Raw genomic sequence first — 14,760 nt, forward strand, 5'->3', positions numbered from 1 at the left:
TATTCTTATGCAGATGCAGCCGGAACAACAACAGAAGATTTTGGGTTACTTTATCGAAGAAGCCAGAGAACACCTGAATACCATTGAGCAGGGGTTACTGAAGCTCCAAGATACTCTCAACGACCCAGAAATGATCAAAGAAGTCTTCCGGGCTGCTCACTCCATCAAAGGAGGGGCGGCCATGCTGGGGTTGAGTAGTATCCAGCACACGTCTCACCGCTTGGAAGATTGTTTCAAAGTTCTCAAAGAACATCCAGTACAAGTTGACCAAAAGTTAGAGTCACTATTTCTTGGTGTTGCTGATACATTGAGATCTTTATTAGACCATCTTAGTAGTCCCTTTGGTCTTTCAGACGAAACGGCGAATACCTTGATGTCAGAAACTGAACCAGTCTTTGAATGGCTGATTCAGCATTTAGAACTACTTGTACAACCAGGGAGTAATGCAGCCACAGTTGCTGAATACCCAACCATCATCCAACCGATCGGTTCCGCATCTACCAAACTTCAACATCAGGCTCCTGTATCAACACCACAAGAACAGAAACCTCTGGTAGCAGAGAGTAGAAATGATAATTGGTCAGAATTTCAAAACCAGGTGCTGCAATCCCTGCGGGAAATGTTGCAACTGTTTAAACAAAGTACCACACCATCATCACGAGAAAAGCTCCAGGAATGCTGTCATCGGTTAGTAAAACTGGGTGAAAAATTAAATTTACCCAATTGGTGCAGTTTATCTCAATCAGCAGCCAATGCGATCGCAAATCCAGACAATAGCTATCTGACTTTAGCCAAAATCGTAATTACCGAAATCAAACAAGCCCAAGAATTAGTTCTCCAAGGAAAAGAAGCCCAAATTGCCACTAGTCGCCAACTAGAAGCACTGGAACTGATTCCAGAATTGGATTTCTTCACACTAAATTTTGATTCCGTTGATGAAGAACCACAAGCATTAACAGCATCTACTAGTACTCTAGAAATACATACAGAATCTTTGCCGCTAGAAGAAAGCAGCACAATTATATTTGCACCAACAGAAGAACTAACCCTACCAGCAGAAACCAGCGATATCCAGGTTGATCTATCAGATATAACAATTTCTCACCCCTTCTTTACTCATCAAGACGAAACACTCAACAGAAATAGTAATATTATTGATACCGAGGGACTGAACGTAGGCGCTGCCGAGTTACATACTCTAGCTGAGATATTTAAAGACGATACTCTCGACATAGATAAAACTTGGCAACAACCAGAAATACCCTATATCAATATCCATCAATTAGAAATTAGTAACGGTGATTTAGAAGATGAAGATGACGACGACTTAAAAGAATTTCTGTCATTAGATGATCCTAAAAATAATGATCGTCGTCAAAATCTTCCCCACATTACAGAAGACCTACATACAATATTTGGTAAAGAGTTTTTTGAACAAGAATTTTTAGAACCGAACAATCAAATCACAAATCCTCAAACCACAGAAACTAATAATATTGTTAGTCCATTAGAATTTTTCCTGGATGATGTTGCCAATGAAGAATCGACAGTAACTTTTAACGAATTGCCACAGTTATCTGTAGAAATCGCTCCCAAAAATGTCAATATTAATCAGGCAGAAGCAGACACATTGGGACAGATATTCGACGAAAATCAATTTTTGGATATACAGGAAGTCACTTCAGCAGAACTAGAAATTATTCCTAGCACAGAAATATCTACCGTACCTAACAATAGTTTTGATGACTTTTTATCAGCAACTACGAATACCGATCCTCTTGAAGAACTTATCCCTAGTGAAACTATAGACTCAGAAGAAACCCAATCTCAACCAGAAAGCTTGTCTTTGGATACTCTGTTTGATGAACTAGAAAACAATACAATCCAACCAATTGATGATTCCGCCGCTGATGATATATTTGCTTTAGCAGAAACAACAGCAACAGAAGTTTCCTCTGCGTCAGACGATTTCAACAACTTCTGGAACTATACAGAGGCAGCACCAATACAGGAAATAGCTGTAGTTGAGCAAGATGTGGCTAGGGAATTAGAAGAAAGTATATTTGCATCTGCATCTGGAGAAGCTGTAGGTGATAGTCAGCATTCCTTCCTCGACGACACTTACCTGGGAGATTTTGACTTTCCGGAAGAAGAACAAGTAGGAAATATTATATTCACATCAGATGGAGAGGATGACTTCTTTGCTGATTTTGCTTCTTCCCTCAGCATTGATAATGGTGAATTGTCCTTACCAGAAATTCAGAGTTTCTCACAAGAGCCAGAAGCGGTGGATTTCATACCACAATTTACTAACCAGTCTCTGGAAACATCAGTTGATCTGGAACTAGATGTGTTTGGGAATTTTGAGGACGACAGCAGTCAGGATTTCTCAGTTTCCTTAGAAGATATAGCAGTAAATCACTCAGCTAATATTCAGCAGGATACCAAAGATATCAGTCTGATTGACCAGACAGAGGTGAGCGAAATTTCGGTAGATGGTGAGGCATTTACAGAAATAAATGTGCCGGAAACAGAAATATTCAATTTAATCGCTGATTTACCAGAGACAACAAATCAAGAAGAGTTAATTGCTAATATTCACAGCATTGACTACTTAGAGAGTCAGTCAGCAGAAAATATCGACACAGCCTCAGATTTTGATTTCTCTGAGTTGAGTTGGGAAGAAGACAAAATCACAGCAAATGCATCAGCAGAACAGCAAATAGTGAGTGAGACAAATGAAGCTCACCTGATGTTTGGGGAAGAAAATGCTGAAGAATCAGAAGTAGAAACTACAGCAGCCCAAAGCGATGAAAATGAGTTCTCCTCCCCAGATGAATTTGCCTTTTTAGACGCATTACTAGATGATCCATCAGAATGCGTTACCAATTCTGTCTCCATACCAGACACAGATTTTGACGCTTTAGTAGCATTGCTGGGTACAGACAATTTTGAAGCTACAGAAATGCCTAAAGTACAGCCAGCATTGACTCCAAGAGTCTTAGCAAAATCTAATAATGCTGGTTTAGGCTCAGAAAAGGTTGATGATGACTTTAAGGAATTGGAAGAACTGCTGAGAAAAGCGGATCAAACAATGAACGCCCAAGGGAGAGGGTCCAAATCCAACAGCACCAAAACACAACGTCCCAATACTCGTCGTGTGACTAGAGAAGAAAGCATGAAGATTCCAGTCAAGCAACTGGATGAGATGAGTAACTTAGTTGGGGAGTTGGTAGTCAATCGCAATACATTAGAACAGGATCATGAACGTCTGCGGCAGTCACTAGATAACTTGCTGATACAAGTACAACATCTGTCGGATGTAGGAGCAAGGATGCAGGAATTATACGAGCGATCGCTATTAGAAGCCTCTCTCCTCACCAGCCGCAGCCGCTCCAAAGGACACAGCCACTCATCAGGAAATTCTCAAGATCGGGGTTTTAGTGAGCTAGAAATGGATCACTTTACCCTTTTCCATACATTATCCCAAGAGACAATAGAGTTCATTGTTCGAGTCCGTGAGTCAGCCAGTGATATTGACTTTGTCACCGAAGAAACCGAGCGCGTAGCAAGGCAATTCCGCCAAGTCACAACTCAGCTACAAGAAGGACTAACCAGAGCGCGAATGGTACCTTTTGCTCAAGCTGTAGATCGCTTGCGACGAGGTGTGCGCGATAACGGCATCAAGTGCGGCAAACAAGTAGAGTTGGTAGCAGAAGGTGCAGACACATTAATTGACAAGATGATTTTAGATCATCTGACTGACCCGCTCACTCATATGCTCAATAATGCGATCGCTCACGGTATTGAAACTCCAGAAGTACGGAAAGCTGCTGGTAAATCACCCGTGGGCATCATTACCATCTGTGCTTTCCACCAGGGCAACCAAACTGTAATTTCTGTGGCTGATGATGGCGCTGGTATCAACCACGAAATTGTCAAACACAAGGCGATTGAAAGAGGTGTAATTACACTAGAAGAGGCTCAAAGGATGTCTCGCCAAGAAGTTTATGAACTTTTGTTCGTGCCTGATTTTAGCACTGCCGATGAGATTGATGATATCAAAGGTCGGGGTGTAGGCATGAACGTAGTCGAGAACAACATTAACGAAATTCGTGGCACAGTTACTACTGACTCCACCCTGGGCAAAGGAACCACCTTCACCATTCGTCTACCACTCACCCTGAGTATTTGTAAAGCTCTCTGCTGTGTCTCCGATAAGTCAAGAATCGCCTTCCCAATGGACGGAGTAGAAGACACACTAGATATTCCCGTCACCGATATTCAGCAAGATGCTGATGGACAACCATTTATTTTTTGGCGGGATACAGCCCTACCATTCCGTCCTCTAAAGGAAATTCTAGCCTTTAATCGCCAGATTAGTCGCGGTAATGTCTATAGCGCCACCAGAGAAGATGACATGGTTTCTGTAGTTGTAGTCCGTTCAGGAAATACAATGGTTGCTCTACAGATTGACCAAGTACTAAGTGAACAAGAAATTGTTATTAAGCAATTTGAAGGGCCTGCTCCCAAACCTAGCGGTGTAGCTGGTGCTACAGTTCTCGGTGATGGTCGCATTATGCCCATTGCCGACGTTTTGGAAATCATTGACATCTTCCAAGGCAAGATGTCCAAACAAATTGGTGGCGGTTCTTGGCAACGGAAAACTACTCCTTCGCTCCCTGAAACTCCAGAGGCTAAGATTGAGCCAACAGTACTGATTATCGATGACTCCATTACTGTCCGGGAGTTGCTTTCTCTTACCTTTACTAAGGCAGGTTATCGCGTTGAACAGGCGCGTGATGGTCAGGAAGCTTGGGATAAACTCCGTTCCGGGCTGCCATGCGATATCGTCTTCTGCGACATCGAAATGCCCCGCTGTGATGGACTGGAATTGCTATCACGCATTCAAAAAGATAGTACTCTTAACCACCTGCCCATTGCCATGCTCACCTCACGGGGTGCAGACAAACATCGACAAATGGCAGTTCAACTCGGTGCCAGCGGCTACTTCACTAAACCATATCTAGAAGAAGCACTTCTAGAAGCTGCTTCAAGAATGTTGAAAGGAGAAAAACTCGTTACGGCTTAAGTGGGAATTGGGAAGAGGAAAGGGCGCAAGAGGGAAAACTCTTTTTCTGCCTCCAATTTCTATTCCTGGATAGTAGCCTAAAAATGCGGATATGGGGAGAATAGAGAATGCACGTCCATCATTTCTATAACTATGTCTGACTCTAAAAAACCCCTCTCCTATCCCAATACGAACAAAAGCAATCAAGTTGATAATTATCACGGTACTGTAGTTGCAGATCCTTACCGCGCTTTAGAAGACCCTGATACAGAGGATACAAAAGCTTGGATTGAGGCACAAAATCAAGTTACATTTGGTTACTTAAACGAGATTCCAGCTAGGGAAAAAATTAAACAGCGTCTTACCAAACTTTGGGATTATGAAAAGTATGGTACTCCTTTTAAAGAAGGTGAAACTTACTTTTATTTCAAAAATGATGGACTGCAAAACCAAAGTGTTCTCTATACTCTCCCCTCCTTAGATGCAGAACCAAGAGTTTTACTCGACCCCAATAAACTTTCAGAAGATGGAACTGTTGCTCTTTCGGGAATTGCAATTAGTGAAAATGGTAAACTTTTAGCTTATGGTTTATCTACTTCTGGTTCAGATTGGCAAGAATGGAAAGTTAGAGATATTGAAACAGGTGAAGATTTAAAAGACCATTTGCAATGGGTTAAATTTTCTAATGCATCTTGGACTCATGATCATCAGGGTTTTTTTTACAGTCGTTATAATGAGCAAAGTGAAAAAACCAAATTAGAAGCGGAAAATGCGGTCTTGGAGAGACCCCAAGAGGAGCAATTTTCCAAGACAGATATTAATTATTACCAAAAGCTTTATTACCATAAACTTGGCACACCACAAGCAGATGATATCTTAATTTACCATCGTCCTGATCAAAAAGAATGGGGTTTTAGTGGTGAAGTTACAGAAGATGGCAAATATTTGATTATTTCTGTTTGGTTAGGAACTGATTCTAGAAACTTGGTTTTTTACAAAGATTTGACTAACCCTAATTCGGAAGTTGTCGAATTAATTAATCAATTTGATGCAGATTACAGCTTCATTGATAATGATGATAGCGTTTTCTATTTTCGCACCGATTTAAATGCACCACGAGGCAAAGTTATTGCTATTGATACTAACAATACTACATTAGAAAATTGGCAAGAAATTATTCCTCAAACAGCGGAAACATTAGAAAGCGTAGGCATTTTAAATAATCAATTTGTCGCTGATTATCTCCAAGATGCTCATAGCCAAATTAAAATATTTGACCTAAAAGGTAACTTCGTTAGAGAAGTAGAATTACCCAGAATTGGTTCTGCTGGTGGATTTAGTGGTAAGCGTCATGATACAGAAACTTTTTATAGTTTCACCAGCTTTACCGCACCAGGAACTATCTACCGATACGACATGAAAACGGGTAAAAGTGAAATTTTCCGTCAGCCCAAGGTAGATTTTAATGCTGATGAATATGAGACTAAACAAGTTTTTTATAAAAGTAAAGATGGTACACAAGTACCGATGTTTATCACTCATAAAAAAGGCATTAAATTAGATAGGAATAACCCAACTTATCTCTATGGATATGGTGGTTTTAGTATTTCCTTAACTCCTAATTTTTCTGTAAGTCTCTTGGTATGGATGGAAATGGGTGGTGTGTATGCTGTCCCTAATTTGCGTGGTGGTGGTGAATATGGGGAAGAATGGCATCAAGCCGGAATGAAGGAGAAAAAGCAAAATGTGTTTGATGATTTTATTGCGGCTGCGGAATGGTTAATTACTAATAATTACACCCAACCTAAAAAGTTAGCTATTGGTGGTGGTAGTAATGGCGGTTTGTTGGTGGGAGTTTGTATGATACAACGCCCTGATTTATTTGCTGCTGCTTTACCCGCAGTGGGTGTCATGGATATGTTGCGTTTCCATCAATTTACTATTGGTTGGGCTTGGGTGGCTGAATATGGTTCTGCGGAAAATGTGGAGGAATTTAAAACTCTTTATGCTTATTCACCACTGCATAATTTGCAGCCGGGGACAGCTTACCCCGCTACTTTAATTACTACCGCAGATCATGATGATAGAGTAGTTCCTGCTCATAGTTTTAAGTTTGCTGCGGCTTTGCAAGAATGTCATATTGGTGATGCACCTGTTTTAATTAGAATTGAAACAAAAGCGGGACATGGTGCGGGTAAACCAACTGCGAAAATTATTGAGGAAGCGGCGGATAAGTGGGGGTTTTTGGTGAGGGTTTTGGGGGTTGAGGTTTAATTTTTGGGTGGGGAATTCCCCTAAGGGGGCTACGAAACTGGCTGAAACATAGACTCTATAAGCATCATAGCTCTTACACCTTGTTGATAATACTTTAATTGGATGAGCGAAAACGATTAACGCGGATAAAAAGTTCCGAGTTGTTATATGTTTTAGAGCATCCTGAATAGACGAAAGCATAATAATTCGGCAGAGTTAGCGGACAGGATGATAGTGCAGCGACGTAATATTAGTTATGCAACTCAAACTCTTGAGGGGACTCAGGCTGGGGTTTTATGTCTCTTGTTGCCGTTCACCTAATTCACTATTTCTTAATCTGTCTATTAATATACAATACCTATTCCATCACGATACTAGATAAAATCTCTAAAATCTTACCTATCTCTATAATATTCTCTTTGCGCCTCTGCGTCTCTGCGTGAGAAACATTCTTTCATAAAAAAAGGTGGGAAATACCCACCCTACATTTACTCAGCAAACACACCAGCAAAAAAGTCCAAAGTCTCCTTCAAAGCTTTGATGAAAACATCAATTTCTTCACGGGTATTGTAAAAAGATAAACTTGCTCGTGCAGTTCCCGCTAAACTTAAATAACGGTGTAATGGTTGAGTACAATGATGTCCAGAACGTATAGCCACACCTTCTTGATCTAACAAAGTTGCTAAATCATTCGCGTGAACACCCTCTGCTGTAAAAGCTGCTAATGCGGCTCTACCTTCTCCTTCCGCATTAGGTTTTGGTCCATAGATTCTAATTTGGGGTATTTGCTTTAATTGCGCGAACAAATAAGCAGTTAATTCGGCTTCATAAGCATGGATTTTATCCATACCGATATTAGTAAGATAATCTATCGCTGCACCAAGAGCGATCGCTTCCCCAATTGCTGGAGTACCCGCTTCAAATTTATGGGGTAATTCTGCATAGGTAGAATGGTCTAAATATACCTCAGCAATCATTTCACCACCACCGAAAAATGGCGGCATTGCTTCTAGTAATTCCAACTTACCATACAAAAAGCCGATGCCAGTGGGAGCGCACATTTTATGTCCAGAAGCTACCAACCAATCACAGTCTAGTTCTTGGACATCAATAGGCATATGGGGGACACTTTGACAAGCATCCAGTAAGAATTTCGCACCGTACCTGTGAGCAATTTCGGCGATTTCTTTGGCTGGATTTATACAACCCAAAGTATTAGAAACATGAACGATAGACACCAGTTTTGTTTTCTCAGAAATCAGAGTTTTGAACTGTTCTAAATCAAAAGTTCCTTCCGGTGTTAATTCGACAAACTTCAATACCGCGCCTGTTTTTTGAGCGACAAATTGCCAAGGAACAATATTACTATGGTGTTCCATTACCGAGAGAATAATTTCATCTCCTGGCTGTAAATTGCTCATTCCCCAACTATAAGCTACTAAGTTAATTGCTTCACTAGCGTTGCGGGTGTAAACAATTTCTTGGCGTGATTTTGCATTAATAAATTTAGCAATTTTATCTCTTGCTGCTTCATAAGCATCAGTGGCTTTTGCACTCAAAAAATGTGCGCCACGATGGACATTGGAGTTATATTGTTCGTAATAATCACGCCAAGCATTTAATACAGCGAAAGGCTTTTGAGAAGTAGCCGCATTATCGAGATAAACCAGGGGTTTACCGTGAACTTCCTGATGTAAAATTGGGAAGTCAGAGCGAACTTTATCAGCTAGACTTTTGGTAGAAGTAATGACCATTTTTAATAAAGAGTTCAGGAGAATTTTAACCTGCCAAGGAATAAATTCCCTGGCTAATAGCAAAAGTCGGTTAAAACCGACTATTAATTATTCAGAAATTTAGTTCGTTTTAACGAACTTTAGCTATGAGACTTGTACTTTAGTGCAAGGCTTCTCATTTAACCCGCCAAGGAATAAATTCCCTTGTACTTTAGTACAAGGCATTTATTTATTCGTGAGACTTGTGACGGTTTTCAACAAACTCTCACGCAAATAAGGAACAGGTATGAAGTTAATAATTTCTGTCGCGAAAGCATTAACTAATAACTTACGGGCATTATTTTCATCAATACCGCGACTTTGCAAGTAGAATATTTGATCATCTTCTAACTGACTGACAGTAGCACCGTGAGCGCATTTAACATTATCAGCAGTGATTTCTAATTGAGGTTTGGTGTCAATTCTCGACTTAGATGATAACAGCAAATTGCGGTTTAGCTGTGCTGCGTCGGTTAACTGTGCGGGTTTAGGAACGAAAACCTTACCATTGAACACACCGTGAGCGCGATCGCCTATAATGCACTTATGTAACTGTTTACTCACACCATGAGGATGATTTAAAGATAAAGCACTGTGAGTATCAGCCAATTGATTATCAGCAATAACAGTTAAACCATTCAGCGTCGTTTCCGTTTGCTCACCAGTTTGCAAAATCTCCAAATTGTGACGTGATATTTTTCCACCAACTGTCACCGCATTACAATTATAACGACTATACCGCGCCTGAGTTACCGCTGTTTTCCCAACATGAAAAGCCGCTTCACCTTCCCGCACAATTCTATTGTGACTCACCTGAGCATTTTCATTTACCCAGATTTCCGTAACACCATTAGTGAAGTAAACCTCTTCCTCTGCGTTCTCTGCGTCTCTGCGGTTCGTATACTCTTCAATTAAACTTACCTGAGAGTTACTTTCAGCTACCACTAAAACGCGAGGTTGAGAAATAGTAGCAGATTCACCCGACACAGAAACAAATAGTAAATGAATGGGATTTTCAACTACCACATTTTTACCAACCCATACCACCGCGACATCATTTAAAGCCGCAGTATTAAGAGCAGTAAAAACTTCCTTAGAACCTTCAGCTTGCGCTAAATATTCCTGGATAACTTCACCAGGTAAAACATCCAAATTACCGACTTTTAACCCAGAAGGTAAATCTGCAATGTTAGATAAATTAGGTGCATAAACACCATTTACAAAGACTAACCGCTGCGAAACTTCAGGTAAAACAAAATCATCTTGTAGGGACAATTCATGAATTGTCTCTACATTATTATTGAATGTTACCTGTTTCAGTGGTGATAAATCAGTAAATCGCCATTCTTCCTCGCGGGTATTGGGGATAACAGAATGACGAACCCAATTAGCAGCACTGTTGCGTAAATCTTGTAACCTACCATCTTGTTTTGTGGTGGTTACCAGACTTAATAAATTAGTCAAAAAAGCATCTCTATCTAACAGATTTTGTTGTAGGGGTAATTCATGAATTACCCCTACATTAATTGGAATAGACATTATACACCCACTCCCAAAGCTTCTTCTAGAACCCAATCATAGCCGCGAGATTCTAACTCCAACGCCAACTCCTTACCACCACTTCTAATAATGCGTCCCTGCGCCATAACATGAACAAAATCAGGAACAATATAATCGAGAAGACGCTGATAGTGAGTAATCATAATTGTGGCATTTTCGGAATTCGTTAACTGATTAACCCCATTAGCGACAATTTTCAGAGCGTCAATATCCAAACCAGAATCAGTTTCATCTAAAATCGCCAACTTTGGTTCTAAAATCGCCATTTGCAGAATTTCATTCCGCTTCTTTTCCCCACCAGAAAAACCCTCATTCACACTGCGGTTAAGAAAAGAAGAATTCATCTTCACAATATCCAACTTTTCCTCAACCAAATCATCAAAATCGAAAGCGTCAACCTCTTCCAAACCTTGAGCCTTTCTCCGAGAATTATAAGCCACCCGCAGAAAATCCAAATTACTCACACCAGGAATTTCCAGAGGATATTGGAAAGCTAAAAACACACCACCTCTAGCCCTGTCTGCTGCTTCCATTTCCAAAAGATTTTGTCCTTGGAAAATCACCTCACCACCAGTAACAGTATAAGCTGGATGTCCCGCCAAAACCTTAGAAAACGTACTCTTCCCAGAACCATTTGGTCCCATAATCGCGTGAATTTCTCCAGCCCGAACCTCCAAATTCAACCCCTTTAAAATTGGAGTTTCAGCAACATCAGCCGTCAAATCCTTAACCGACAAAATCAAATCACTATTCTCAATAATCATCTTCTCTCTCTCTTCTTTTTTCTTACTTCGCGTCCTTCGTGCCTTCGTGGTTCATTCAAAAAAAACCTCAAAGAAAACAGATTAACCCACACTACCTTCTAGTTTCAAACTCAACAACTTATCAGCCTCAACCGCAAACTCCATAGGAAGCTGATTAAAAACATCCTTACAGAAACCGCTAATCATCATCGAAATAGCATCTTCCGAAGAAATACCGCGTTGAGCAAAAAAGAACAATTGATCTTCGCCAATTTTAGAAGTAGAAGCTTCATGCTCAACCTTTCCAGTATTATTCTGAACTTGAATATAAGGAAAAGTATTAGCTTGAGCATTATCACCAATTAACATCGAGTCACATTGAGAATAATTTCTCGCACCCTTAGCAGTAGGATTAATCTTCACCAAACCCCGGTAACTATTGCTAGATTTACCAGCAGAAATTCCTTTAGAAATAATGGTGCTGCGGGTGTTTTTACCAACGTGAATCATCTTACTACCAGTATCAGCTTGCTGCATATTATTTGTCAGCGCAACTGAGTAAAATTCACCGACGGAATTATCACCCACTAAAACGCAACTAGGATACTTCCAAGTAATAGCTGAACCTGTTTCTACTTGAGTCCAAGAAATTTTAGAATTCACACCTTGACACAAACCACGTTTAGTCACAAAGTTGTAAATCCCACCTTTACCATTTGCGTCGCCGGCGTACCAGTTCTGCACAGTAGAATATTTAATTTCCGCATTATCTAAAGCCACCAATTCTACAACTGCTGCGTGTAATTGGTTGCTGTCGTACATGGGGGCTGTACAACCTTCTAAATAGGAAACATAACTACCTTCTTCGGCGACAATTAAAGTCCGTTCAAATTGTCCTGTATCACCGGAATTAATGCGGAAATATGTAGACAATTCCATTGGACATTTTAAGCCTTTGGGAATATAAACGAAAGAACCATCGCTGAACACAGCCGCATTTAAAGCTGCAAAATAATTATCAGCAATGGGAACAACGCTCCCCAAATATTTTTTAATCAGTTCTGGATGTTCTTGCAGAGCTTCCGAAAAAGAACAGAAAATTACGCCATCTTTGGCAAGTTTCTCTTTATATGTAGTAGCGACAGAAACACTATCAAAAATCGCATCAACAGCAACGTTGGTTAATCGCTTTTGTTCATTTAAAGGAATACCCAATTTTGCGAAGGTTTCCAATAAAGTGGGATCAACTTCATCTAAACTGTTGAGTTTTGCTTTCTTTTGTTTCGGTGCAGAATAATAAATAATATCCTGATAATTAATAGGCGGATATTTGACATGAGACCAAGTTGGTTCTGTCATTTTCAGCCATTGGTGGTAGGCGCGGAGGCGATACTCCAGCATGAATTCCGGTTCATTCTTTTTGGCGGAAATCAGGCGGACAACATCTTCGCTTAACCCACGGGGGATAGTATCAGCTTCAATATCGGTAACAAAGCCGTACTTGTAAGGTTGGTTGACTAAGGTTTTGACAGATGCGCTCATCGGTTCTCTTGTGTTCTCTTTAAAGGACGGGCGACGGGTTGCATGAAGCTGATTCCCGTTTTGTGTTACCGATTGCTAACAGGACTGCTAGAATAGGTTTAATGACTAAAACAACTCGGCTGTTGTTTAATCTAATTTCATTGTACGATAGATTAACAACAACAATGTTGTTTAAGTCAAATTTTGAGAAAAAAGTTTTTTATTTTGGGACGTTTGCGAAGCGTCTAGTAGAGAAGATGGCGACTACCCAGCAGACCTCAACTAAGCAAGATATCCTAGAGTATCTATTGAAACACTCACAAGCAACGGCTCTTGAACTGGCGGAAGTATTAGAAGTCAGTCCCCAAGCAATTCGCCGTCATTTAAAGGATTTAGAGACGGAGGAGCTAGTTCTCTATTCGGTATCAGAACAACCGAGTATGGGCAGACCGCAGCACGTTTATCAATTGAGTCGTGGGGGAAGATTACACTTGCAGAAAAGCGCCAACCGCTTAAGTGACGGCTATGGCGAGTTTGCTGTTTCTCTCCTTGACACTTTAGCGGAAACTGTGGGACGTGAGCAAGTAAAATCTATTTTACGGAAACAGTGGGAACGCAAAGCTCAAGAATATCGGGAACGGGTAGGTAATGGTTCTTTGCAGGAACGAGTAGCAACTTTGATAGAATTGCGAAAGGCTGAAGGTTTTATGGCGGAGTTTCACGCTGTTGAATCAGATGCTAGTGGTGCAGAAAGATTCATTTTTGTGGAACATACCTGTGCCATTTCTAATGTTGCTGAATCTTTTCCTAGTGTATGTGGTCATGAATTAGAAATGTTTGCGGCTATTCTACCAGATTGTACTGTAGAGCGTACCCATTCGCTGATTCATGGTGAACATCGCTGTGGTTATTTGGTTCAAGAAAGTCTCCCGCAAAGTTGAAAAATCGCAAAGTAATTTTTATGGATATCGCACCTAATCAATCATCAACTCAATTTTTATCTCTGGAAGAATCAGCCCAAGTTGATGCGGCTTTGTTATCTTCTCCTGAAAAGTTTTTAACTAGACTAACTATTTCTTCTTTAAGAATTTTACAACATATTGCTCAAGAGAATCAGGTAAAAATTGAAGATTTAACTGCACAAGAAGTCATTGCCTGGTTTGAAAAAGATGCCAAGATTAGAAGAGAGGAAGGGGTTGAAACTGCATACCTAAAGTGGTAGAAATAATCAATAAACTATGACTAAAAGGCGAGTTTTTATTAGTCCATACTTCGCTACATTTGCATTAGTAGGACTATGTCTGATTAGTTGTAGTTTTGCTGGTAATCGCAGTCAATCAAAACAGGAGGCGAAAACCATGAAATTAGCAAGTAGCGCTTTTACAAATAATGGCTTAATTCCTGCTCAATATACCTGTGATGGTGCAAATTTATCCCCACCTCTTAACTGGGATGAAGTTCCACCAGGAACACAAAGTTTAGTATTGATTGTTGATGATCCAGATGCACCTGAACAAACATTTGTACATTGGGTTGTTTACGATATTCCACCTACAATTTACCAATTAGCAGAAAAAACTCCTGCTGAGAAAACTCTAACTAATGGTGCGGTGCAGGGAGTAAATGATTTTGGCAACTTTGGTTATGGTGGCCCTTGTCCACCCAGTGGAACTCATCGCTATTTTTTCCAAATTTATGCTTTAGATAAAAAGTTGAGTTTAGCTGCTGGTGCTAGTAAATCCCAAATCATAACTGCAATGGCAGGTCATGTTTTGGCGAAATCAGAATTAATTGGACGTTATAAACGACCCTAACATCAAATAATAAAATAAAAAGCACC

The 14,760-nt window shown here is 40.3% G+C and carries 9 protein-coding genes; 5 read left to right on the forward strand and 4 right to left on the reverse strand.

From position 1 onward, the window contains the following. Positions 1-13: 13 nt before the first annotated feature. Positions 14-5,092, forward strand: a complete 5,079-nt coding sequence (locus H6G68_RS14365; protein WP_190907286.1) for a hybrid sensor histidine kinase/response regulator — start codon at positions 14-16, stop codon at positions 5,090-5,092. Positions 5,093-5,224: 132 nt separating this feature from the next. After that, positions 5,225-7,345, forward strand: a complete 2,121-nt coding sequence (locus H6G68_RS14370; RefSeq protein WP_190907250.1) for a prolyl oligopeptidase family serine peptidase — start codon at positions 5,225-5,227, stop codon at positions 7,343-7,345. A gap of 467 nt (positions 7,346-7,812) precedes the next feature. On the opposite strand, the gene H6G68_RS14375 is transcribed toward H6G68_RS14370, so the two are convergent. From H6G68_RS14375 to sufB, 4 genes are all read right to left on the reverse strand, one after another. Next, the gene (locus H6G68_RS14375; RefSeq protein WP_190907251.1) at positions 7,813-9,078 is read right to left on the reverse strand and encodes a cysteine desulfurase; all 1,266 of its coding nucleotides are present in this window, start codon (positions 9,076-9,078) and stop codon (positions 7,813-7,815) included. A 204-nt stretch (positions 9,079-9,282) separates the two neighbouring features. Beyond that, on the reverse strand, positions 9,283-10,635 hold the full coding sequence (sufD, locus tag H6G68_RS14380; RefSeq protein WP_190907252.1) for a Fe-S cluster assembly protein SufD: 1,353 nt from the start codon (positions 10,633-10,635) through the stop codon (positions 9,283-9,285). Then, entirely contained in the window at positions 10,635-11,420 is a 786-nt protein-coding gene (gene sufC / locus H6G68_RS14385) for a Fe-S cluster assembly ATPase SufC (RefSeq protein WP_190907253.1), read from the reverse strand. Before sufC ends, sufD begins: the two co-directional genes overlap by 1 nt. Positions 11,421-11,501: 81 nt before the next feature. Continuing rightward, positions 11,502-12,941 (reverse strand): Fe-S cluster assembly protein SufB, encoded by a 1,440-nt coding sequence (sufB, locus tag H6G68_RS14390; protein ID WP_190907254.1) that lies wholly within the window; start codon positions 12,939-12,941, stop codon positions 11,502-11,504. A 236-nt stretch (positions 12,942-13,177) separates the two neighbouring features. Here sufB and sufR point away from each other — a divergent pair, with 236 nt between their 5' ends. Genes sufR through H6G68_RS14405 form a run of 3 tightly spaced genes read left to right on the forward strand, consistent with a single transcriptional unit; the run spans position 13,178 to position 14,734 of the window. Next, positions 13,178-13,861, forward strand: coding sequence for an iron-sulfur cluster biosynthesis transcriptional regulator SufR (gene sufR / locus H6G68_RS14395; protein ID WP_190907287.1), 684 nt, complete (start codon positions 13,178-13,180; stop codon positions 13,859-13,861). Positions 13,862-13,881: 20 nt separating this feature from the next. Further along, positions 13,882-14,142 carry a hypothetical protein gene (locus H6G68_RS14400; RefSeq protein ID WP_190907255.1) on the forward strand — a complete coding sequence of 87 codons (261 nt, stop codon included), beginning with the start codon at positions 13,882-13,884 and terminating at the stop codon, positions 14,140-14,142. A 16-nt stretch (positions 14,143-14,158) separates the two neighbouring features. Then, positions 14,159-14,734 carry a YbhB/YbcL family Raf kinase inhibitor-like protein gene (locus H6G68_RS14405; RefSeq protein WP_190907256.1) on the forward strand — a complete coding sequence of 192 codons (576 nt, stop codon included), beginning with the start codon at positions 14,159-14,161 and terminating at the stop codon, positions 14,732-14,734. The last annotated feature ends 26 nt before the right edge of the window (positions 14,735-14,760 follow it).

This window comes from Anabaena catenula FACHB-362 (assembly GCF_014698735.1).
GTDB classification, from domain to species: domain Bacteria; phylum Cyanobacteriota; class Cyanobacteriia; order Cyanobacteriales; family Nostocaceae; genus Anabaena; species Anabaena variabilis_A.